Origin of the sequence: Caulobacter segnis ATCC 21756 (assembly GCF_000092285.1) — a bacterium.
In the GTDB taxonomy this organism is placed as follows: Bacteria; Pseudomonadota; Alphaproteobacteria; order Caulobacterales; family Caulobacteraceae; genus Caulobacter; species Caulobacter segnis.
In genome coordinates, this window is the sequence record NC_014100.1 from 4211507 (window position 1) to 4233667 (window position 22161).

Consider the following 22161-nt stretch of genomic DNA (forward strand, 5'->3'; position numbering starts at 1 on the left):
CTCGCCCCGCCAAACAAAAGCCGGGGAGGCCCTACAGTTCGAGGAACGCGACCCCGAGGCCCATGGCGACGAGGGCGACGCCCAGGATCGTGGACTCGTAGCGGGCGATCCGCTCCAGCCCGAGGCGCTTGACGCCAGCCAGGCTCAGGGTCGTGAACAGCAGCATGCCGGCGGCGGTCGCGGCCATCAGAACGGCGCTCAACGCCATGAAGCCGGTCCAACCGTGCTTCACGCCCGCCAGATAGATCGGCAGGAACGCCTCGCACGGCGACAGGGTCAGCAGCACCACCAAGGCGATGATCGCGGCCCGGTCGGAAGCATAGCGCCGGGTCTTGATGTCGCCCTCGCCATGATCGTGCCGACCGCGCCATAGATAGAAGAGTCCCAGCGCGCCCATCAGCGCCCCGACCACCCAGCCGAACACCGCGCCCATGTGCGGCTGCACGGCGAGGCCCGCGCCAACCAGGACGACGCCCAGCAGGATGGTGAAAGCCACGTGTCCCAGGCCCGCCAGAGCCGTGACGCTCAAGGTCTTGCCCGCAGACCAGTGCTGGCCGCGCCCCACAAGGACGAAGGGCAGCCAATGGGTCGGCAGCGCCGCGTGCAGGAAGGCGACGGCGAAGCCGGTGGCGGCGATGGGGGCGAGAAGCGATGGGTTCACGGGAAAGGCCTATAGCGTGTTATAAAGTAACACACCAGGGGGTAATCGAGAACTTCTCGCATTTGGCGGATTCTGGGCCGGATTCCCGCGACGCCGCCGTTGACTCTCAGCCTCGCCGCTGTATAAGTCGCGCCCTCTTCGCCCGCCGGGTTTCCGAGCGGGCGTTCCCTATTTTGCGAACGCACGTTTTTAAGGCGCTAACCTATGTACGCGGTGATCAAAACCGGCGGCAAGCAGTACCGGGTTCAAGCCGGCGACCTGCTGGTGGTCGAAAAGCTCGAAGGTGAACCCGGCGCTGCCGTGGCCTTTGGCGAAGTCCTGATGCTTGGCGAAGGCGAGGCCGTGACGGTCGGCGCCCCCACCGTGGACGGCGCTGTCGTCTCCGGCACCCTGATCGAAACCCGCAAGGGTGAGAAGGTGAAGATCTTCAAGAAGATCCGCCGTCAGGGCTACCGCCGCACCCGCGGTCACCGCCAGCTGGAATCGGTCGTGCGCGTCACGTCCGTCGCCGGCGCCGGCAAGGAAGCCAAGTGGGAAGGGTCGATCGACCTGACCCCGAAGGTCATCCTGGACGCCCGCGCTCGCGGCCTCGGCGACGCCGCCGTGCCGTTCACGGTTCCGGCCGCTGTCGAGGCGACCCCGGTCGTGAAGAAGGCGTCGAAGGCCAGCCCGAAGGTTGAAGCCGCCGTCGTCGAACACGCCGATCCGGTCGCCGAAGCCCCGAAGAAGAAGGCCGCCCCTAAGAAGGCCGCCGCCAAGACGGAGGAAGGCGAAGCCTAAGGGCGACGCCTTCTAAAGGTAGGAGAGCAAGATGGCTCACAAGAAATCAGGCGGCTCGTCCAGCAACGGTCGCGACTCAGAGTCGAAGCGCCTTGGCGTGAAGAAGTTCGGCGGCGAGAAGGTTCTCGCCGGCAACATCCTCGTGCGTCAGCGCGGCACCAAGTTCTACCCGGGTTCGGGCGTGGGCATTGGCAAGGATCACACCCTCTTCGCGCTCGTGCAGGGCGCGGTGGGCTTCGTGACCAAGAAGCACAATCGCACCTACGTGACCGTGACCCCGGCCGCTCAGCCGGCCGAGTAAGCACGAACCAGAGTTTCTTCGGATCGTGCTTCTCCTTCAGAAGACGATCCGGACAGACGATCTCTAGCGGGGAGTCCGGAACGCCGGGCTCCCCGCTTTTGTTTTGTCTCGTCGCCATCCGCAACAAGCTTCGCCATGGCGGCGTCACGGTCCCGAAAGAAAAGAGGACCGGAGGAACTCTGGGAGGCGCCGATGTGCGTCATCGAAGAAAGACCCGTCATCGAAACCCAGCGGCTGACGCTGCGCGCCCCGGCCAAGGCCGATGTCGAGCGCGTGGCGGCCTTCTGCGTCGATCACGAGGTGGCGCGCATGACCACGCGCATGCCCTCGCCCTACACTCGCGGTCACGCCGAGGACTTCGTGGCCCGTTGCGGAACCCAGGATCGGTCGCGCGACAACACCTTCGCCATCGAGCTGGCGGACGAGGGGCTGATCGGGGTCGTGGGTCTATTCACCAATCCGAACGGTCCGGTCGAGCTCGGCTACTGGATCGGCCGGCCCTACTGGGGCCGCGGCTACGCGACCGAGGCGACCAAGGGGGCCTTAGACTGGGCGCGCGGCGTCTGGAACAAGCGCTATGTGACGGCCGGCCACTTCGCCGACAACGACGCCTCGGGGCGGGTGCTGGTGAAGGCGGGGTTCCTCTACACCGGCGTCGTCGAGCACAAGCCGTCGATCGCGCGCGGCGCCGTGGCGGCCACGCGGATGATGGTCTGGCTGGCCTAGGCGCGGGCTCTAGGCCGCGCGGTGCGTGTGGATCACCTTCTGCGGGCCTTCGCGGAAGCGCTTCTCGGCGGTGATGATCCGCTCGCACAGGGCGTCCAGGTCGCTCAGCAGCGAATAAGTGGCGTAGATGGGGATTTCCATCATCGCCACCTGAGCGCGCGGCATGAACTCGGTGTACTTCTTCCACGACGGATGGCTGTCGCGGGCGTTCAGGGCGCGCTGACCCAGCGGGTTCCAAAGGTCCAGGTCGACCAGTTCATCCCGGCACTGCTTCATCACCGGCAGGGCGATGTAGAGGAACAGGAAGGTCGGGGTCGCGGCCTTGGCGAACTGCGGCTGCACCTGAAGGTGCCAGATGCGATAGGCCTCGAAGAAGCCCGACTTGCGGACCGGGTCCGGCGGCAGCCAGGAGGCGTTCTCGTTGATCAGCTCGTTGGCGGTCGCGGATCGCTTGACCAGTTCGTCGGCGCTGGCGCCGGGCGGCATGGTCTTGGACAGCGCCACGACCGGGATGGCCAGCTTCTTGGCGACGTCGGTATAGGCGACCTGCTTGCCGGCCATCGGCGTCCACTGGCCGAACGACGGCGCGCCCGGCGTGCTGGCGCGCTTGGTCGCGGCGGCCTTGTGCAGCAGAAGCTGCTCCTCGCGCTGCTGTTCGGCGCGCAGGCGATCGAATTCTTCTTCGTGGGCCGCCTGCTCCTCGGCCGTCATCCAACGGGCGCGGCCAGGGCCATAGGTCCGCTCGTAGCGGTTCAGCAGAACGAGGGTGTGATCGGTCGAGGGGCGCTGCCCGACTTCGCCGAGAAACGTCTTGAAGTCGCGCCACTGCGGCGCGACGCCGGTGCCCCGCCCGATCAGGATGTTACGATGGACGGAGGCCTCAGCGCTGTACTTGCGATGGATGTCCTGCGTCGAAAGCTCGACCAGATCCTTCGCCAGAATGTCGTCGACTTCTACTTCGGTCGCCAAGGTCAGCCTCCCGTTCCGCCGGCGAGAAACACCGCGGTTCGCTAGCCATGACTCTTTGTCGCATAACGTGTTTTAACATTTCGTCACGACGCCGGACGCCCGTCACGCCCTTCTTGGGGTTAACGACCGTGGCCAAGCGTCACGTTGAAAACGGGGTTTTGGCTCGACGCGCGGGACGCCTTGGGACAAAAGGACCGCATGAAATTCTTGGACCAATGCAAGATCTACATCCGCTCCGGTAACGGCGGCGGCGGGTCGGTGTCGTTCCGCCGCGAGAAGTACATCGAGTACGGCGGCCCGGACGGCGGCGACGGCGGTCGCGGCGGCGACGTGTGGATCGAGGCCGTCGAAGGCCTCAACACCCTGATCGACTACCGCTACCAGCAGCACTTCAAGGCCGGCACGGGCGTGCACGGCATGGGCCGCGCCCGCCACGGCGCCGCCGGCGATGACGTGGTGCTGAAGGTCCCCGTCGGCACCGAGGTGCTGGAGGAGGACAAGGAGACCCTGATCGCCGACCTCGACCACGCGGGGATGCGCATCCTGTTGGCCAAGGGCGGCAATGGCGGCTGGGGCAACCTGCACTTCAAGGGCCCGGTCAACCAGGCGCCGAAATACGCCAATCCCGGCCAGGAGGGCGAGGAGCGCTGGATCTGGCTGCGGCTGAAGCTGATCGCCGATGTCGGCCTGGTTGGCCTGCCCAACGCCGGCAAGTCGACCTTCCTGGCCGCGGCCAGCGCCGCCAAGCCCAAGATCGCCGACTATCCGTTCACCACCCTGACCCCGAACCTGGGCGTCGTGGACCTGTCCAGCAGCGAGCGCTTCGTGCTGGCCGACATCCCCGGCCTGATCGAGGGCGCCAGCGAAGGCGCGGGCCTGGGCACGCGGTTCCTGGGTCACGTCGAGCGCTCGGCCACCCTGATCCACCTGATCGACGCCACCCAGGACGACGTCGCCGGCGCTTACGAGACCATCCGGGGCGAGCTGGAAGCCTATGGCGACGAGCTGGCCGACAAGGCCGAGATCCTGGCCCTGAACAAGATCGACGCCCTCGACGAGGAGACCCTCGCCGAGAAGATCGCCGAGGTCGAAGCCGTGGCCGGCGTCAAGCCGCGCTTGGTGTCCGGCGTATCGGGCCAGGGCGTGAAGGAGCTCCTGCGCGCGGCCTATCGCCAGGTTCGCATCCGTCGCGGCGACCTCGAGGAAGAGATCGCCGAGGACGAGGACCACGTCGACGAGACCCCTGGAGGCTGGACGCCGTGAGCCACGCCGCCGAGGCGTATCGCAGCGCCCGCCGCATCGTCTTCAAGGTCGGCTCGGCCCTGCTGGTCGACGACGCGACCGGCGCGGCTGACCGCGCCTGGCTGGAAGCGTTCTGCGCCGACGCCGCTGCTCTACGCGCGGACGGCAAACAGGTGCTGGTGGTCTCGTCGGGCGCCGTGGCGCTCGGTCGTCGACGCCTGGGCCTAACCGGCCGCAAGGCCACCTTGCCGGAAAAGCAGGCCGCGGCCGCCGCCGGCCAGTCGCTGCTGATGCGCGCCTGGGAGGAAGCCTTCGAGCCGCATGGTCTCGGCGTCGCCCAGATCCTGCTGACCCGCGACGACACCGAGACCCGCCGCCGCTGGCTGAACGCCCGCGCCACGACCGAGACGCTGATGGGCCTGGGCGTCGTGCCGGTGGTCAACGAGAACGACACCGTCGTCACCGAGGAAATCCGCTACGGCGACAACGACCGCCTGGCCGCGCGCGTGGCCCAGATGGCGGGCGCGGACCTCCTGGTGCTGCTGTCGGACATCGACGGCCTCTACACCGCCGACCCGCGCAAGAACCCCAAGGCCCAGCACATCCCGCACGTGAGCGAGATCACGGCCGAGATCGCCGGCATGGCCGACGGCGCCAACGCCGCCGCTGGCGTCGGCACCGGCGGCATGGCCACCAAGATCGCCGCCGCCCGCATCGCCCGCGCCGCCGGCTGCGCCACCCTGATCACGCTGGGCTCGCGCCCGCGCCCGCTGGCCGCCATCGCCGCCGGCGAGAAGGCGACCCTGATCGAGGCCGGCGCCAGTCCGGCCGCCGCCTACAAGGCCTGGATCGCCGGCTCGCTGGCGCCGCAAGGCTGGGTCACGGTCGACGCCGGCGCGGCCAAGGCGCTGGAGGCGGGCAAGAGCCTGCTGTCAGCCGGCGTCCGCGCCATCGAGGGTCCGTTCGAGAAGGGCGACGCCGTCCGCGTCCGCGACGAGACCGGCCGCGAGGTCGCGCGCGGCATCGTCCGCTACGACAGCGCCGACGCCCAGCGCATCGCCGGCCTGCGCTCCGACGCCATCGAGGCCGAACTCGGTTTCACGGAGGGCCCGATGATCCACGCCGACGACCTGGCCGTAGCCCACTAGACGTTTCCAGTCACGAGCATCCCCATGGCCTACCGATCCCTCCGCGAGTTTATCGACGTTCTGGAGGCCAAGGGCGAGCTGGTCCGGGTCAAGGAACCCGTGTCCAGCGTGCTGGAGATGACCGAGATCCAGACTCGCCTGCTAGCGACCGGCGGCCCGGCGGTGCTGTTCGAGCATGTGCTGCTGCCCGACGGCTCGCGCTCGGAGATGCCGGCCCTCGCCAACCTGTTCGGCACCGTCAAGCGCGTGGCCATGGGCGTCACCCTGGGCGGCGAGCCCCGCGAGACGGCGGGCGAGCTGCGCGAGGTCGGCGAGCTGCTGGCCTTCCTGCGCCAGCCCCAACCGCCCAAGGGGATCAAGGACGCCCTCGACATGCTGCCCCTGGCCAAGACGGTCATGAGCATGCGCCCCGGCACGGTGAAGAAGGCGCCCGTGCAGGAGGTCGTCCTGACCGGCGACCAGATCGACCTGACGAAGCTCCCCGTCCAGACCTGCTGGCCGGGCGAGCCGGCGCCGCTGATCACCTGGCCGCTGGTCGTGACCAAGGGCCCCGGCAAGGACCGCGAGGACGACTTCAACCTCGGCATCTACCGGATGCAGGTCCTGTCGAAGGACAAGTGCGTCATGCGCTGGCTGGCCCATCGCGGCGGCGCCCAGCACTATGCTCGCCACAAGAAGGCGGGCGCCAAGGAGCCCCTGCCCGCCTGCGCCGTCCTGGGCGCGGATCCGGGCACCATCCTGGCCGCCGTGACGCCGGTGCCAGACACCCTGTCGGAGTACCAGTTCGCCGGCCTGCTGCGCGGGGCCAAGGTCGATCTCGTCCCGGCCAAGACCGTGCCGCTGATGGTTCCCGCCCACGCCGAGATCGTCATCGAGGGCCACGTCCTGCTGGACGAGTTCGCCGACGAGGGCCCCTACGGCGACCACACCGGCTACTACAACAGCGTCGAGAAGTTCCCGGTCTTCCAGGTGACGGCGATCACCATGCGCAAGGACCCGATCTACCTGACCACCTTCACGGGCCGGCCGCCGGACGAGCCCTCGGTGCTGGGCGAGGCGCTGAACGAGGTGTTCATTCCCCTCATCCGCCAGCAGTTCCCCGAGATCGTCGACTTCTGGCTGCCGCCCGAGGGCTGCAGCTACCGCATCGCCGTGGTGTCGATGAAGAAGGCCTATCCGGGCCATGCCAAGCGCGTGATGCTGGGCGTCTGGAGCTATCTGCGCCAGTTCATGTACACCAAGTGGGTGATCGTCGTGGACCACGACATCAACGCCCGCGACTGGAAGGACGTGATGTGGGCGATCAGCACCAAGATGGACCCGGCGCGGGACATCACGGTGATCGAGCACACCCCGATCGACTATCTGGACTTCGCTTCCCCCGAGAGCGGCCTTGGCTCCAAGATCGGCCTCGACGCCACCGACAAGTGGCCGCCCGAGACCAAGCGCGAATGGGGCGAGGAGATCCGCATGGACCAGGCCGTGGTGGACGCCGTCAGCGAGAAGTGGGCGCGGCTGGGCTTGCCCGGCGACGGGACGCCGATCTGGAAGTGATCTGAGTCGGTCGAGCGGGGGGGCTTCCGTGGACGCATTCGAGTTCTTCTTCAGTTTCTATGGTCTGCTGCTGGGCTTCTCGGTGGCCGAACTGGTCGGCGGCTTCGCCCGGACGCTGCATGAGCGGCGCGCGGTGCGATTCGGGTTGCTGACGCCGCTGCTGGCGCTGTTCGTGGCCATCGACATCGCCAGTTTCTGGAACCAAGCCTGGGTGATCTTCCGCCCGGCGCCCTACAGCTACGCCCTGCTGATCCTGGGCCTGGTGGTCGCCAGCATCTTCTACGTGGCCGCCACGCAGGTCTTTCCGCGCGAGCTCAAGGAAGGCGACAACCTCGACGACCACTTCTGGTCCAATCGCAAGCTCGTGCTGTTGAGCGTGATGACGGCCAACCTCATCGTCGCGCTGTTCTTCGTGTTCCTGTTGAACCTGAACGGCGAATTCGCCCGTCTGAAGCTGGGCCTCGCGTTCTGGATCGGCACGCCCTTGTTCCTGATCCTCACCACCGTCGCGGCGCTGGCGCGATCCCGCTGGCTCGTCACCGCTATCCTGGCGGTCCTCGTGCTCTATCAGAGCTGGCATGTCGTCCGTTCGGCCGCCTTAATGGTCAGCCGCGGCGGCTGGTCTCTGATCGGCGGCTGAGCCCTTGCCTTCTCACCTCAGAGGCGCGACGACGTCGGCCATGCGCCATTCGTTCCTGATCGCCTCCGCATTGCTTGCCTTCGGAGCCCCCGCCATGTCGCAGACACCCGCCAGCAAGGCGCCTTGGGACCAGCCTTTCCTGCCGCCGGCCCCGCATTGGCAGGGCGCCAGCCAGGCGCTGATCCGCGACAAGGCCGATCCGTGGGTGACCCCGTTCGAGGCCGACGCCGAGCACGACTTCTCGCCGACCTACGCCGACACCCGCGCCTGGTTCGACCGCCTGGACAAGGCGTCCAAGCTGATCCGCGTCGAGGACTTCGGCGTCTCGCCGCAGGGCCGCGCGATCTTCGCGGTGATCGCGTCGAAGGACGGCGACAAGCTTGATCCAAAGAAGCCGCTGCTGCTGGTCCAGTGCGGCATCCACCCCGGCGAGATCGACGGCAAGGACGCCGGCATGATGCTGCTGCGGGACATGGCGTTTCACGGCAAGGACGGTCTGCTGGACAAGGTGAACCTGGTCCTGATCCCGATCCTGTCGGTCGACGGCCACGAGCGGTCGGGACCCTACTCCCGCCCCAACCAGCGCGGGCCGCGCATCCAGGGCTGGCGCAACACCGCGACCAACCAGAACCTGAACCGCGACTTCATGAAGCTGGACCAGCCGGAGATGCGGGCGCTCAAGCGCCTGCAGGCCAAGTACAAGGCCGATCTCTATGTCGACGTCCACGTCACCGACGGCATGGACTACCAGTACGACGTCACCTACGGCTTCAACGGCGAGAACGGCGTCTGGAACCGCTCGCCGGCCATCGCCAAATGGCTGGACGGGGTGCTCAAGCCCGTCATGAACAAGAGCCTGGAGGCCGAGGGCCACATCCCGGGCGAACTGGTGTTCGGCGTCGACGAGCACAATCCCAAGGCCGGCTTCTCGGACGGGGGCCTGGGCGAGCGCTTCTCGAACGGCTGGGGCGCGGCGGCCCACGTCCCGACCATCCTGATCGAGAATCATAGCCTGAAACCCCACGCCCAGCGCGTGCTCGGGACCTATGTGTTCATCGAGACGGCCCTGAAGCTGCTGGCCGACAAGGGCGGCGACCTGCGGACGGCGATCGCCGCCGACAGCGCCCTGCGCCCGGCCGAGATCCCGGCCAATTTCGTGTCCGACGACAAGCCCGCCTACACGCGCGCCTTCAAGGGCATCAAGTACGCGTACTACGACAGCCCCGCCTCGGGCCGGAAGGAAGTGCGCTGGCTGGGCGAGGCCGATCCGGAGATCTGGAACGTCCCCTTCTATGGCTCCAAGCCCTCGCTGACGCTGAAGCGCCCGGCCGCCTACTATGTGCCCAGCTACCGCGCCGACCTCATCGAGCGCCTGAAGCTGCACGGCGTGACCGTGGAGACCTTGCCCGCCGACAAGACCGTCAAGGTCGAGATGATCCGCCTGGTCGATCCCAAGATCGCCACGCGCGCCAACGAAGGCCACGTGCAGATCAGCGTCGAGAAGGTCACGACCGAGACCCGCGACTGGGTCTTCCCCAAGGGCTCGGTCCGCGTGCCGACCGACCAGCCGCTGGGCGACCTCGTCGTCCTGCTGCTGGAGCCGCAGTCCAGCGAAAGCGTCTTCGCCTGGGGCATGGTCCCCGAGGTGCTGAGCCGCGTCGAATATATCGAGCCCTACGCCATCGCTCCATTGGCCGAGAAGATGCTGGCCGCGGATCCGAAGCTGAAGGCCGAGTTCGAGGCCAAGCTGGCGGCCGAGCCCAAGTTCGCCGCCGATCCCGACGCGCGCCTGGCCTGGTTCTACAAGCGCACGCCGTTCTACGACGACCACCACCTGCTGTATCCGATCGCTCGCGAGATCGCGCAGTAGCGTTGGGTTGCCGTTCCTGGGCGAAAGGTCTCATATGACCGGCCGCTCGGGGGCGGGCGGCGTCATAGGGTTTGTAGAGTCATGGACACGATCGTTTCCGGCCACGCGGCCGCCCTCTGGGCCGGCCTGCACCTCTTCCTTCTGCTGATCCTGTCGGTGCTGGTCGTTCGTCTGCGCCAGAAGCACAAGGTGGCCCTGGGCGACGAGGGCATCCCCGAGCTGGCGCGCGCCATCCGCGCCTTCGGCAACGCCACCGAATACGTGCCGACGGGCGTCGCGGCCCTGGCCGTGCTGGCCGTCGCCGGCGCTTCGGCCCTGACCATCCACGTCGTCGGCTTCCTGCTGTTCGCCGGCCGCGTGACCCACGCCATCGGCCTTTCCAACAGCGGCGGCGTCTCGATCCCCCGCGCGGCGGGCATGATCGCCACCTGGCTGGCCTACATCTTCGCCGGCGTGGCGCTGCTGATCTCGGCGATCGCCTAACCTTCTTCCTCCCATTAGGGGGAGGTGGATCGCCGCGGATACGCGGCGAGACGGGAGGGGGTCGCGAAGCGTCGATAGCCCCCTCCACCGCCGTTCGGCGGTCCCCCTCCCCCAGAGGAGGAGGAAGGGTGAAACGCTTGCCCCGGCCCGTCCGCGTCGTCCATAAGACCGCATGGACGAAAACCTGTTGCATGACGTGGTCGCCGCCGCGCGCAAAGCCGGGGCCGACGCGGCCGAGGCTGTCTTCGCCGAGCGCCAGTCGCTCTCCGTCAGCGTCCGCCTGGGCGAGTTGGAAGAGGTCGAGCGCGAGGAGGCCCGGGACCTGGGCCTGCGCGTCTTCATCGGCCAGCGCAGCGCCACGGTCTCCGGCTCGGACGTCTCCGCCGAAGCCCGCGCCAAGCTGGTCGAGCGCGCCGTGGCCATGGCCCGTTTGGCGCCCGAGGATCCCTACGCCAGCCTCGCGCCGGCCGATCGCCTGGCTCGCGCGCCCTATCCCGAACTCGACCTCGTCGACCCTTACGAGCCGACGGCGGAGACCCTGGAGACCCAGGCCCGCACGGCGGAGGAGCATGCTCGCGCCGTCAAGGGCGTGACCAATTCCGACGGCGGCTCGGCGGCCTGGTCCTCGTCGCGCTGGGCGTTCGTCACCAGCGAAGGCTTCCACGCCAGCCACGCGGCCACCGGCCACTCGGTCTCGGCCTCGGCGATCGCCGGCGAGGGCGCGGGCATGGAGCGCGGCGGTGAAGGCCGCTCGACCCGGCATTTCGGCGACCTGCCCGCCGCCGGCGATATCGGCATGGAGGCCGGCCGCCAGGCGGTGGTGCGGCTGGACCCACGCAAGATCGCCTCGACCACCGCCCCTGTGATCTTCGAGAACCGTCTGGCCATGAGCCTGATCGGCCCGCTGCTGGGCGCGATCTCGGGTCCGTCCATCGCGCGCGGCACCTCGTTCCTGAAGGACAGGCTAGGGCAGCAGATCTTCGCGCGCGGCGTCCATCTGCTGGAGGACCCGCACCGCGTGCGCGGCCTCGGCTCGGCGCCGTTCGACGACGAGGGCGTGGCGACGGAAGCGCGCGCCCTGATCGACGATGGCGTGCTGACCACCTGGCTGCTGAACACCAGCTCGGCCAAGCAGCTGGGCCTCGTCACCACCGGTCACGCCTCCCGGGGGCTCGCTGGCCCCTCCGGCGTCTCGACCCACAACCTGACCCTCCAGCCGGGCGAGAAGGACATCAAGAGTCTGATGAAGGACGCCGGGACCGGCCTCGTCGTCACCTCGATGTTCGGCCCCTCGCTGAACGGCAACACCGGCGACTGGTCGGTCGGCTGCTCCGGCTACTGGTTCGAGAACGGCGAGAGCACCGGGCCGGTCACCGAGATCACCGTGGCCGGCAACTTGATCGACATCTACGCCCGCCTCGTGCCCGGCTCGGACCTCGAACTGCGCGGCGCCAGCAACAGCCCCTCGTTGCTGGTCGACGCCCTGGCGATCGCAGGCAAATGAACGACCTGGACCTGATCCTGGAAGCCGCTCAGCAGGCGGGGGAGCTGGCGCTCACCGCGCGCGAGAGCGGCCTGAAGATCTGGTCCAAGCCCGGCGGCTCGCCCGTCACCGACGCCGACCTCGCCGTCGACACCCTGTTGAAACTGGAGCTCAAGTCGGCGCGGCCCGACTATGGCTGGCTGTCGGAGGAGACCGCCGACGACCCGACGCGCCTGGCCACGCGCCGCCAGTTCGTCGTCGACCCGATCGATGGCACCGTGGCCTTCATGAAGAACAAGCCGTGGTTCGCGGTCTCGATCGCCATCGTCGAGGACGGCCAGCCGATCGCCGGCGTGGTCCACGCCCCGGCCCTCTCCGAGACCTACGCCGCCACGCTGGAAGGCCCCGCCACCCTGAACGGCGCCCCGATCGCGCCCAGCGCCACCGACCAGCTGCTTGGCGCGGCGATGCTGGGCGACGCCAAGATGTTCGCGCACCCGGCCTGGCACGAGCCGTGGCCGGAGATGCGGATCGAAAGCCGCAACTCGATCGCCTACCGCATGTGCCTGGTGGCCTCGGGCGCTTTCGACGCGGCGGTGGCCCTATCCCCCAAGAGCGAATGGGACCTCGCCGCCGCCGACCTGATCGTCCGCCGCGCCGGCGCCACGCTCAGCGATCACAAAGGCCACGCTTTCGCCTATAATCGCCCCGTTCCGCTGGTTCCGAGCCTAGTTTGCGCCAATCAGGCGCTAGCGCCATTGATCCTTAACCGCGTCGGGCATATCGAGCTGCCATAAAACCAATTCCTCGCAGGAACTTGCTCCAAATGCCCGATAAGCAGCTTCTTCATATCGTCATCGGCGGTGAACTGAAGGACGTCGCCGGCATCGAATTCCGCGACCTGTCTAAGGTCGAGTTCGTCGGCGCCTATCCGAACTACGACGAGGCCCACAAGGCCTGGAAGGCCAAGGCCCAGGCCACGGTCGACAACGCTCACGCCCGCTACTTCATCATCCACGCCCACAAGCTGCTGGATCCGAGCAGCGAGGGCTAGCTCCCGAAAATCCTCCCCCTAGCGGGGGAGGTGTCGGCGAAGCCGACGGAGGGGGAAGAGGCCGGCGAGCCCGCGCTCCCCCTCCGGCCTTCGGCCGCCTCCCCCACAGGGGGAGGATTTGACGGATCACTCCCGCCGCAAGATCTTGTCCGTCAGCACCTTGCCCAGCATCCCGGCGCGGAAGGTCTTCTTCATCGCGACCGGATCGTAATCCTCGCTCTCGACCCACTCGCTGAAGGTCTGGCCCTTGGGCTCCCCGCGCTCCAGGTACTGCTCGAACACGTAGTCCAGCACGCCGGTGTTGCCGTGCTTGATGTGCAGGTAGCGCGGGCCCAGCTGCTTCATCGCCTCGCGGATCGGCTGGCCCAGGCGATAGTGGGCGTAGAAGACGCTCATGATCCCCGCCCGGTCCGCGCCGGACTTGCAATGCATCAGGGCCGGATATTCGATCGTCTCGAACAGCTCCTTCGCGCCGCGCACCCGCTCGCGGATCGGGACCTCGCGCGAGGTGATCGTGAAGTCGACGAAGTTCAGGCCCAGGCGCTGGCAGGCGTCCTTCTCCAGCGCGTAGAAGCTGCCGTCGAAGCCGCCGCGCAGGTTCACGATCGTCTTGATCCCCTGCTTCTTCCACCACGCCAGCTGGAACGGCCAGGGCTGGTTGGCGCGGACCATCTCGGGGCTGATCCAGTGGGCGTTGGAAAAGCCCAGGCGCAGGTAGGCGTGGTCGTTCCACAGATAGTGGAGATAGGTCCTGAACCGGCCCCAGGGCGTGGTGAGGTCGAACTTGGCCAAGCGGGGACGATCCTTGCGAATTGCGCGGTCTAAGTAGGGTAGAGCGGCCCGAAAGGCAAAACCGGCCCCGATGGCGTCGCTTTTCGCGGGCAGTGCGTCCGCGAAGTCATTGACAGCTTCGCCTCGAAATCCGACCCCTCGCCCATGACCGCCCAGGACACGCCTGAACTTTCGAACCGCGTCATCGCCGCGCGGATCTGGCGCGAGTACCTGCAGCCCCGTCGCAACCGACTGGCCGCCGCCTTGCTCTGCGCGGTCGCGGTCGCGGGACTGAGCGCCGCCCTCGCCTATGTGCTGAAGCCGGCGGTCGATCACTTGATCTCCGATCCCCAGCCCGGCGCGCTGTGGCGCATCCCGTTGCTGATCGCGATCATCGCGGTCAGCCGTGGCGTCTTCCAGGTCTTGCAGACCACCTCGATCAACCGCATCGGCAACGGCGTCGTCGGCGACATGCAGCTGCGGCTGTTCGGCAGGCTGATGCGCTCGGACCTGGCGCGCCTGCGAGGGGCGCACTCGGGCTCGTACGTCTCGTCGATGCTGTATGACGCGACCCTGATCCGCGAGGCCGCGACCAGCGGCGTGGTCAACTACACCCGCGAATTCCTGACGGTCGTCGGCGCCCTGGTGGTCATGTTCCAGCTGGACTGGCCGCTGGCCTGTGGCGTCCTGATCATCGGCCCCGTCTCCAGCCTGTTCATCCGGCGCTTTTCGAAGAAGACGACCAAGGCCGCCAAGGGCGCCATGGGCGAGACCTCCAACCTCTCCACCGCGATCATGGAGAGCCTGGACGGCGTCAAGATCGTCAAGATGGAGAACCGCGAGGCCTATGAAGAGGGCCGCGTCGCCGCCGTGATCGAGCGCCGTCAGCGTCACCTGATCAAAGGCTCCAACGCCAAGGCCATGGCCGCCCCGGCTACCGAGACCTTCGGCGCCCTGATCACCGCCGGCGTGCTGGCCTATGCCGGCTGGCGCGCCACCATGGGCCAGATGAGCGCGGGGGACTTCTCGGCCTTCCTGGCGGCCCTGGCGATGGCCCTGCAGTCGCTGCGTCAGGTCGCCAACCTGCAGACGGTGTTCAGCGAGGGCTTCACCGGCGCGCGCCGGCTGTTCGCCGCGCTCGACGTCGAGCCGACGATCGTCGATCCGGTCGACGCCAGGCCGCTGCCGGCCGGCGACAGCGCCATCGCCCTGAGCCACGTCACCTTCTCGTACGGCGCCGACATCCCGGCCCTGTCGGACGTCTCGCTCGAGGCGCGCCAGGGCGAGACCGTGGCTTTGGTCGGCCCGTCGGGCGGAGGCAAGAGCTCGATCCTGAACCTGATCCCGCGCTTCTACGACGTGAACGGCGGGGCGGTGACCATCGACGGCCACGATGTTCGCACAGTCACTCTGGCCAGCTTGCGCGACCGCATCGCGCTGGTCACCCAGGAGCCGTTCCTGTTCGACGACACCGTCCGCGCCAACATCGCCTACGCCCGCCCCGGCGCCAGCCAGCTGGAGATCGAGGCCGCCGCCCGCCAGGCCGCGGCGCACGATTTCATCCTGGCCCTGCCGGAGGGCTACGACACCCCCGTGGGCGAGGCGGGAACCCGTCTTTCCGGCGGCCAGCGCCAGCGCATCGCCATCGCCCGCGCCTTCCTGAAGAACGCCCCCATCCTGCTGCTGGACGAAGCCACCAGCGCGCTGGACACCGAGAGCGAGGCCCAGGTGCAGGCGGCGCTGGAGCGACTGATGGCCGGCCGCACGACGATCCTGATCGCCCACCGCCTGTCGACCGTGAAGAACGCCGACCGCATCTATGTCATCGACAAGGGCCGCGTGGTCGAGATCGGCGCGCACGCCGAGCTCGTCCAGGCGGGCGGGCTTTATGCCCGTTTGGCCAAGGCCCAAGACCTCGATCACGTTCCGGACGCGCCGGTCCTGGAGGGCGACGCTTGAGGCCCCTGCGTTCGCCGTTCGTGATCTGGCTGCTCTCCTCGATCTTCGCCGGCTATTTGAAGCTCGTCTTCAAGACCCTGCGCATGACCGAGGAAGGTCGCGAGCAGGCGCAGGCCGTGTGGGCCAAAGGCCGCGAGACCGGCGTCGGGGCGATCCTCTGTTTCTGGCACTCGCGCATCCCGATGTCGCCGCTGAGCTGGCCGCAGAGCCCGGAGCGCCAGGACATGCGCGCCCTGATCTCGCGCTCCAACGACGGCGAGTTCATCGCTCGCACGGTCGAGAAGCTGGGCTTCCCGGCGATCCGCGGCTCGTCGGCCAAGAAGACCGATCTGGCCAAGAACAAGCACGGCGAGCAGGCCTTCCGCGACATGGTCAAGTGGGTGAAGGACGGCGGCGGGATCGCCATCACGCCCGACGGTCCGCGCGGCCCAGCCGAACACATGGAAAAGGGCACGCCGTCCCTGGCCCGCGTCACCGGCGCGCCGGTGATCTTCGTGGGCCTCGCCGCCAAGCCCTGCATCCGTCTGGGCTCGTGGGACCAGACCATGATCCCCCTGCCCTTCGCCAAGGCCGCCATGGTCTGGGACGGGCCGACCGGCGCGGGACGCGGCGACGACCCCGACCAGCTGGTCGAGTCCTGGGCCGCGCGCCTTTCGGCCGTCACCCGGCGGGCCGAAGCCCTGGTCGAAGATTGATCCGGCTCATGCTTGGTGGGATGTAGGGCCATGGCTCACGATCACCCCGGACACGCGCACCACCACGATCATGACCATGATCACCACGATCATGATCATGCGCACGGTCACGGTCATCATCACGGCCACGGCCATCACGGGCACAGCCACGCGCCCAAGGACTTCGGCCGCGCCTTCGCGATCGGCACCGCGCTGAACCTGGGCTTCGTGGTCGTCGAGGCGGCCGCGGGCCTGATCACCGGATCGCTGGCCCTGCTGGCCGACGCCGGCCACAATCTGTCCGACGTGCTGGGCCTGCTGATGGCCTGGGGGGCGGCGGTGCTGGCCAAGCGCGCCCCCAGCCTTCGCCGGACCTACGGCCTGCGCAAGGGCACGATCCTGGCCTCGCTGGCCAACGCCGCCCTGCTGCTGGTCGCCGTCGGCGCGATCGCCTGGGAGGCCGTCCGCCGCTTCGCCGATCCGCAACCGATCGAGACCGGACCGGTCATGATCGTCGCCGCCGTCGGCATCGCCATCAACACCGCCACGGCCTTGATGTTCATGAAGGGCTCGAAGGAGGACCTGAACGTCCGAGGCGCCTTCCTGCACATGGCCGCCGACGCCGCCGTGTCGGCCGGCGTCGTGGTCGCCGCCTTCGCCATGAGCCTGACCGGCTTTCTGTGGCTGGATCCGGTGGTCAGCCTGGCCATCGTCGCCGTCATCGTGCTGGGCACCTGGGGCCTGTTGCGCGACTCGCTGGACCTTGCCCTAGACGCCGCGCCGCGCGGCATCGATCCCGCCAAGGTGCGCGCGTGGCTCGCCGCCCGCCCGGGCGTGTCCGAGGTCCATGACCTGCACATCTGGGCGATGAGCACGACCGAGAACGCCCTGACCGCTCACGTCGTTCGGCCGCTGGACGAAGGCCACGACCAGTTCCTGCACGAGGCCTGCTCGGAGCTGGCCAGCAAGTTCAACATCGGCCACGTGACCATCCAGGTCGAGACCAGCCATGGGGCGCACGCCTGCCGCCTGGCGCCAGCCGATGTGGTCTAGGGGCGTAGTGTGACCCTGTCCCTGGGCCTCTACCGGGCCGCCACGGGCCTGCTCGAACCCATAGCGCCCGCGCTGCTGACCCGCCGCGCCCGCCAGGGCAAGGAAGACCCCGCGCGTTTGGCCGAACGTCTGGGACGGAGCGCGCACTCGCGCCCGAGCGGCCCGCTGGTCTGGCTGCACGGCGCCAGCGTCGGCGAGAGCCTGTCTATCCTGCCGCTGGTCGAGCGCCTGCGCGCCGAGCGCCCCGAGGTCATGGTCCTGGTCACCTCCGGCACCACCACCTCAGCGGTCCTGCTGGCCAAGCGTCTGCCCGCCGGTGCGATCCACCAGTACGTCCCCGTTGACGCCCCGGGCGCGGCGCGGCGCTTCATCGCCCGCTGGAAGCCCAACCTGGCCGTCTTCGTCGAGAGCGAGCTGTGGCCGAACCTGCTGCTGGAGGCCAAGGCCGCCGGAACCCGCCTGGCCCTGGTCTCGGCCAAGCTGTCGGACCGAAGCTTCGCCCGCTGGAGCAAGCGCCCCGAAGCCGCCCGCCAGCTGCTGTCGAGCTTCGACCTGATCCTGGCCCAGGACGCCCGCGCTCATGACCGCTTCGAGGCCCTGGGGGCCCAGGTCGCCGGCGAGGCCGACCTGAAGTTCGGCGCCGCGCCGCTGCCGGTCGACGAGCCGGCCCTCGCCGTCGAGCGCGCGCGCTTCCCACGCCCGCCCCTGCTGATCGCCAGCACCCATCCGGGCGAGGACGAGATCGCCCTGGACGCCGTCGCCGGCCTGACCGATCGGCCGCCGGTGGTGCTGGCGCCGCGTCACGTCGAGCGCGGTCCCACGATCGTCGCCCTGGCTCGGGCGCGCGGGCTCTCCGTCGCCTTGCGCAGTCAGGCCCCGGGCGAGCGCGCCGACGTCGTGGTCGCCGACACCCTTGGCGAGATGGGTCTGTGGTTTCGCCTGGCCGGGACCGCCGTCATCGCCGGCAGCCTCGTTCCCGACATCGGCGGCCACAACCCGCTGGAGGCCGCTCGGCTGGATTGCCCGGCGATCAGCGGCCTGTTCGTCGAGAACTGGGTCTCGGCCTTTGCGGGGCTCGAAGACGCGCGCGGCGTCGTGATGACCTCGCCGGAAGGGCTCGGAGCAGCCCTGGCCGCCGACCTCGCCGCCCCCGAAGCCGCCCGCGAACGCGCCACCCGCGCTCGGAACTATGTCGACGCCCGCGACGCCGAGGCGCGCGCGGGCCTCTCTCGCATTATCGAGCTCGTCCCATGAAACTCGGCACGCCCCGCTGGTGGTACGTGAAGAGCGGCGGCCCCGCCCCGCTGACGCGCGCCCTGCTGACTCCGATCTCGTGGCTGTGGGCGGCCTCGACCGCGCGCAGGATCGCGAACACCATCCCGACCGAGGTCGCCGCGCCGGTGATCTGCGTCGGCAACGTCACCATGGGCGGCGCGGGCAAGACACCGATCGTCCGCGAGCTGCTGCTGACCCTGACCCGCCGGGGCGTCGAGGCCCACGGCCTGTCGCGCGGCTATGGCGGCAAGCTGAAGGGGCCCGTGCGAGTCGACCCCACGCGCCACACGGCCGCCGAGGTCGGCGACGAGCCGCTGATGCTGGCCCAGGACTTTCCGATGTGGGTGGCCCGCGACCGCGCCGCCGGCGCCATCGCCGCCTCGGCCGCAGGCGCCGACGCGATCGTCATGGACGACGGCCACCAGAACCCCAGCGTCCGCAAGGCGCTGTCGCTGGTGGTGGTCGACGGCGAGACGCGGGGCGGCGAGTGGCCGTTCGGCGACGGTCGCGTCTTCCCCGCCGGCCCCATGCGCGAGCCGCTGAAGGTGGGCCTGGCCCGCGCCGACGCCGTGATCGTGCTGCTGCCCGTCGACATGCCGCAGCCTGACTTCGACCTGCTGGTCGCGTTCGGCGACATGCCGGTGCTGGTCGCGCGGCTGGAGGCCGCCGCGCCTGTACCCGAAGGCCCGCAGGTCGGCTTCGCCGGCGTCGGCAAGCCCTGGAAGGTCGAGAAGGCCCTGACCGCCGCCGGCTGCCAGCTCGTGGACTTCGCCCCCTTCCCCGACCACGGCGCCTATGACGAGGCGACGCTGAAGATGCTGGCCGACCGCGCCAAGGCCTATGACGCGGGCCTGGTCACCACCGAAAAGGACTGGATCCGCCTGCCGCCCGCCTGGCGCGCGCGCGTCACCCCCTGGCCCGTCCGCGCCCGCTTCGACGACGAGGCGGCGCTGGAGGAGTTGCTGGCCAAGGCGGGGCTATAGATCCTCCCCCGCGCTGCGGGGGAGGTGGCCCAGAGGGCCGGAGGGGGCTAATGCGGCGTCCGCCCCGTTCGCCCCCTCAGTCGCTCCGCGACAGCTCCCCCGCATCGCGGGGGAGCATCTATCAGACCCCTACTTATAAACCACCCCGCCCTTGATCACCGACGTCACCCGCTGCAGCTCGGTGACGTCCTTCAGCGGGTCGCCCTTTACGGCGACCAGGTCCGCCGCCTTGCCGGGCGCCAGGCTGCCGATTTCGCTGGACAGCGAGAAGTGGTCGGCGGCGTTGACCGTGGCGGTCTGGATCGCCTCCAGCGGCGTCAGGCCGGCCTTGACCAGCAGGGCGAACTCGCCGGCGTTGTCGCCGTGAGCCGAGACGCCGGTGTCGGTGCCGAAGGCGATCTTGACCCCGCCCTCGTGGGCGCGGCGGGCCATGGCCAGCATCTTGGGCCCTGCGTCCAAGGCCTTGGCGGTCTGGGCGGGGGTCAGGAAGTTGTTCGGCCCCGAAGCGATCCGGTAGACGAAGTCGCCGGCCATCAGGGTCGGGACCAGATAGCCGCCGTTTTTCTTGAAAAGGGCGATGCTCTCGGCGTCGAGATAGGTGCCGTGCTCGATCGAGTCGCCGCCGGCCCGCAGGAAGCTGTTAATGCCGTCGACGCCGTGGGCGTGGGCGGTGACCTTGCGGCCCATCTTGTGGGCGGCGTCGACAATGGCCTTCAGCTCGTCGTCCGAGAACTGCTGGGCCAGGCCCGCGGCGGTGTTGGAGAGCACGCCGCCGGTGGCGGTGATCTTGATGATGTCGGCGCCGTGCCAGACCTGCTCGCGCGTAGCGCGGCGGCAGTCGTCGGCGCCCGAGCAGACCGAAGTCGGCCGAAGCACGTGCATGACCTCATCGGAATAGCCGTTGATATCGCCATGGCCGCCGTGGATCGACACCGCCGAGCCGGCGGCGATGATGCGGGGCCCCGCCACGTCGCCACGCTTGATCCCGCTGCGCAACGCGAAGATCGCCTGGTTCTCGGCGCCGAGGTCCGCGACCGTGGTGAAGCCCGCCATCAGCGTCTTGCGCGCATAGCCGGCCCCGATCATCGCCTGGTCGGCGGATGACTGGGTCACCTCGTCGAGGCGCGAGGTCGGCCCTTGCTGACCCGTCAGGTGAACGTGGCTGTCGATCAGACCCGGCAGGACGAAGCTGTCCTTCAGGTCGACGACCTTGCCGCCCGGCTCGGCGACATAGCCGTCGACGATGCGGACGACCTTGCCGTTTTCCAGCACCAGGGTCTTGGCCGTCTCGACCTTGCCCGTGGCGGGATCGGCCAGCAGGCGGCCGGCCTGGACAAAGACGGTCTCCTTTGGCGCGTTCTGGGCGCACGCGACGCCGCTCAGCGCCCCGGTCAGAACCAGGGCGCACGCGCCCGACAGCAGTCGTTTCATAGAACCCCTCAAGCCCCCGCTTTGCGCGCGAAGTCCCAGGCCCCCTTGGCCAGGACCGGCACGCGCGCGCCTCCATCAGCTGCGCATGGGCGCTGGCGGCGGTGCCGTCACGGACCCGGCCGACGATGCCCTGGCAGATGCCGGCCAGTCTGAAGAGGTTGTAGCTGAAATACCAGTCCAGCTCGGGCAGGCCGTCGCGGCCGGTGGCGTTGCAGTAGCGCTCGACGGCCTGGGGGATGGTCGGGATGCCGTAGGTCTCCAGATCCTCGATTCCCGACAGACCGCCGCGCTGGTCGGACGGCATCACCCAGTTCATCAGGAAGTAGCTGAAGTCGGCCAGCGGATTGCCCAGGGTCGACAGTTCCCAATCCAGCACCGCGATCACGCGCGGCTCGGTCGGGTGCAGGATCATGTTGTCGAGACGATAGTCGCCATGGACGATCGAGGTCTGGTCGTCGGCCGGCACTGTCTTGGCCAGCCAGTCGATCAGCCGGTCCATCTCCGGGATCGGCGTGGTTTCGCTGGCCTTGTATTGCTTGGTCCAGCGGTCGATCTGGCGGGTGAAGTAGTTGCCGGGCTTGCCGTAGTCGGCCAGGCCCACGGCCGCGTAGTCGACGTTGTGCAGGGCGGCCAGGGTGTCGACTCTGCGCCTCGTAGATCGCGCGGCGCTCGGCCGAGGCGTAGTCGGGCAGGGTCCCGTCCCACAGGATGCGGCCCTCGACGTTCTCCATCACGTAGAAGATCGTGCCGATGACGTCCTCGTCCATGCACAGCGCGTAGGCCTTGGCGACCGGGAAGTCGGCCTTGTTCAGGCTGGAGATCACCTTGTACTCGCGGTCGACCGCGTGGGCGCTGGGCAGCAGCTTGCCCGGCGGCTTGCGGCGGAGGACGTATTTCCGCGTCGGGGTGACCAGCTGGTAGGTCGGGTTCGACTGGCCGCCCTTGAACTGGCGCACTTCCAGCGGGCCGGCGTAGCCCTCGACATTGGCTTCAAGCCAGGCGGCCAGCTTGACCTCGTCGATCGCGTGGCGCGGGTCGACCGGCTTGGTGCCCGAGTTCAGATCCTGGGCGGACTGTTCGGTGGCTTCGGCCATGGCGCGCTTC

General features: G+C 68.8%; 21 protein-coding genes and 4 pseudogenes. 18 read left to right on the forward strand and 7 right to left on the reverse strand.

Features of this window, described 5'->3' with window-relative positions:
* Positions 1 to 31: 31 nt before the first annotated feature.
* On the reverse strand, positions 32 to 661 hold the full coding sequence (locus tag CSEG_RS19225) for a hypothetical protein (RefSeq protein ID WP_013080899.1): 630 nt from the start codon (positions 659 to 661) through the stop codon (positions 32 to 34).
* A 204-nt stretch (positions 662 to 865) separates the two neighbouring features.
* On the opposite strand from CSEG_RS19225, the gene rplU reads away from it, so the two are divergent.
* The 3 genes from rplU (at position 866) to CSEG_RS19240 (ending at position 2468) form a co-directional block, all read left to right on the forward strand.
* Positions 866 to 1441 (forward strand): 50S ribosomal protein L21, encoded by a 576-nt coding sequence (rplU, locus tag CSEG_RS19230; protein ID WP_013080900.1) that lies wholly within the window; start codon positions 866 to 868, stop codon positions 1439 to 1441.
* 31 nt (positions 1442 to 1472) lie between these two features.
* Complete coding sequence (gene rpmA, locus CSEG_RS19235; protein ID WP_010918207.1) at positions 1473 to 1742, forward strand: 50S ribosomal protein L27; 270 nt, start codon at positions 1473 to 1475, stop codon at positions 1740 to 1742.
* 192 nt (positions 1743 to 1934) lie between these two features.
* Positions 1935 to 2468 (forward strand): GNAT family N-acetyltransferase, encoded by a 534-nt coding sequence (locus CSEG_RS19240; protein ID WP_013080901.1) that lies wholly within the window; start codon positions 1935 to 1937, stop codon positions 2466 to 2468.
* 9 nt (positions 2469 to 2477) lie between these two features.
* On the opposite strand, the gene CSEG_RS19245 is transcribed toward CSEG_RS19240, so the two are convergent.
* Positions 2478 to 3437, reverse strand: coding sequence for a hypothetical protein (locus CSEG_RS19245; RefSeq protein ID WP_013080902.1), 960 nt, complete (start codon positions 3435 to 3437; stop codon positions 2478 to 2480).
* A 198-nt stretch (positions 3438 to 3635) separates the two neighbouring features.
* Between CSEG_RS19245 and obgE the strand changes: the two genes are divergently transcribed.
* The 10 genes and pseudogenes from obgE (at position 3636) to CSEG_RS19290 (ending at position 12911) form a co-directional block, all read left to right on the forward strand.
* Positions 3636 to 4700: a GTPase ObgE gene (gene obgE, locus CSEG_RS19250; protein WP_013080903.1), complete on the forward strand. Its 1065-nt coding sequence runs from the start codon at positions 3636 to 3638 to the stop codon at positions 4698 to 4700.
* Positions 4697 to 5827 carry a glutamate 5-kinase gene (gene proB, locus CSEG_RS19255; RefSeq protein WP_013080904.1) on the forward strand — a complete coding sequence of 377 codons (1131 nt, stop codon included), beginning with the start codon at positions 4697 to 4699 and terminating at the stop codon, positions 5825 to 5827. The genes obgE and proB overlap by 4 nt, the downstream gene beginning before the upstream one ends.
* Positions 5828 to 5851: 24 nt before the next feature.
* Entirely contained in the window at positions 5852 to 7381 is a 1530-nt protein-coding gene (locus CSEG_RS19260) for a UbiD family decarboxylase (protein ID WP_013080905.1), read from the forward strand.
* 28 nt (positions 7382 to 7409) lie between these two features.
* Positions 7410 to 8021 (forward strand): hypothetical protein, encoded by a 612-nt coding sequence (locus CSEG_RS19265; RefSeq protein WP_013080906.1) that lies wholly within the window; start codon positions 7410 to 7412, stop codon positions 8019 to 8021.
* Positions 8022 to 8061: 40 nt separating this feature from the next.
* Entirely contained in the window at positions 8062 to 9891 is a 1830-nt protein-coding gene (locus CSEG_RS19270) for a M14 family metallopeptidase (RefSeq protein WP_013080907.1), read from the forward strand.
* Between the two features lie 81 nt (positions 9892 to 9972).
* Positions 9973 to 10374 (forward strand): MAPEG family protein, encoded by a 402-nt coding sequence (locus CSEG_RS19275; protein ID WP_013080908.1) that lies wholly within the window; start codon positions 9973 to 9975, stop codon positions 10372 to 10374.
* A gap of 79 nt (positions 10375 to 10453) precedes the next feature.
* Positions 10454 to 10540 (forward strand): annotated as a pseudogene (locus CSEG_RS23820) (hypothetical protein); the annotation flags it as partial.
* A gap of 6 nt (positions 10541 to 10546) precedes the next feature.
* Positions 10547 to 11878, forward strand: a complete 1332-nt coding sequence (locus CSEG_RS19280) for a TldD/PmbA family protein (RefSeq protein ID WP_013080909.1) — start codon at positions 10547 to 10549, stop codon at positions 11876 to 11878.
* Positions 11875 to 12654: a 3'(2'),5'-bisphosphate nucleotidase CysQ gene (locus CSEG_RS19285; protein WP_013080910.1), complete on the forward strand. Its 780-nt coding sequence runs from the start codon at positions 11875 to 11877 to the stop codon at positions 12652 to 12654. Before CSEG_RS19280 ends, CSEG_RS19285 begins: the two co-directional genes overlap by 4 nt.
* Before the next feature lie 20 nt (positions 12655 to 12674).
* On the forward strand, positions 12675 to 12911 hold the full coding sequence (locus CSEG_RS19290) for a DUF4170 domain-containing protein (protein WP_167535143.1): 237 nt from the start codon (positions 12675 to 12677) through the stop codon (positions 12909 to 12911).
* Positions 12912 to 12919: 8 nt separating this feature from the next.
* On the opposite strand, the pseudogene CSEG_RS23460 reads toward CSEG_RS19290, so the two are convergent.
* Together CSEG_RS23460 and CSEG_RS19295 are read right to left on the reverse strand one after the other, a co-directional pair.
* Positions 12920 to 13033, reverse strand: a pseudogene (locus CSEG_RS23460) (hypothetical protein); the annotation flags it as partial.
* Between the two features lie 4 nt (positions 13034 to 13037).
* Positions 13038 to 13703, reverse strand: a complete 666-nt coding sequence (locus tag CSEG_RS19295) for a tyrosine-protein phosphatase (protein ID WP_013080912.1) — start codon at positions 13701 to 13703, stop codon at positions 13038 to 13040.
* Positions 13704 to 13847: 144 nt separating this feature from the next.
* Between CSEG_RS19295 and CSEG_RS19300 the strand changes: the two genes are divergently transcribed.
* Genes CSEG_RS19300 through lpxK form a run of 5 tightly spaced genes read left to right on the forward strand, consistent with a single transcriptional unit; the run spans position 13848 to position 19626 of the window.
* Positions 13848 to 15641: an ABC transporter ATP-binding protein gene (locus tag CSEG_RS19300; RefSeq protein ID WP_013080913.1), complete on the forward strand. Its 1794-nt coding sequence runs from the start codon at positions 13848 to 13850 to the stop codon at positions 15639 to 15641.
* Positions 15638 to 16336 carry a lysophospholipid acyltransferase family protein gene (locus tag CSEG_RS19305; RefSeq protein WP_013080914.1) on the forward strand — a complete coding sequence of 233 codons (699 nt, stop codon included), beginning with the start codon at positions 15638 to 15640 and terminating at the stop codon, positions 16334 to 16336. The genes CSEG_RS19300 and CSEG_RS19305 overlap by 4 nt, the downstream gene beginning before the upstream one ends.
* Before the next feature lie 30 nt (positions 16337 to 16366).
* Positions 16367 to 17368 (forward strand): cation diffusion facilitator family transporter, encoded by a 1002-nt coding sequence (locus CSEG_RS19310; RefSeq protein WP_013080915.1) that lies wholly within the window; start codon positions 16367 to 16369, stop codon positions 17366 to 17368.
* Between the two features lie 9 nt (positions 17369 to 17377).
* Entirely contained in the window at positions 17378 to 18622 is a 1245-nt protein-coding gene (locus tag CSEG_RS19315) for a 3-deoxy-D-manno-octulosonic acid transferase (protein ID WP_013080916.1), read from the forward strand.
* Positions 18619 to 19626, forward strand: a complete 1008-nt coding sequence (lpxK, locus tag CSEG_RS19320) for a tetraacyldisaccharide 4'-kinase (protein ID WP_013080917.1) — start codon at positions 18619 to 18621, stop codon at positions 19624 to 19626. Before CSEG_RS19315 ends, lpxK begins: the two co-directional genes overlap by 4 nt.
* Before the next feature lie 129 nt (positions 19627 to 19755).
* Here the strand turns inward: lpxK and CSEG_RS19325 are convergent, their stop codons facing one another.
* The 3 genes and pseudogenes from CSEG_RS19325 to CSEG_RS23470 form a co-directional block, all read right to left on the reverse strand.
* On the reverse strand, positions 19756 to 21057 hold the full coding sequence (locus CSEG_RS19325) for a metal-dependent hydrolase family protein (protein WP_013080918.1): 1302 nt from the start codon (positions 21055 to 21057) through the stop codon (positions 19756 to 19758).
* A gap of 274 nt (positions 21058 to 21331) precedes the next feature.
* Positions 21332 to 21556 (reverse strand): annotated as a pseudogene (locus CSEG_RS23825) (phosphotransferase); the annotation flags it as partial.
* A gap of 73 nt (positions 21557 to 21629) precedes the next feature.
* A pseudogene (locus CSEG_RS23470) lies at positions 21630 to 22151 on the reverse strand (phosphotransferase); the annotation flags it as partial.
* Positions 22152 to 22161: the final 10 nt, after the last annotated feature.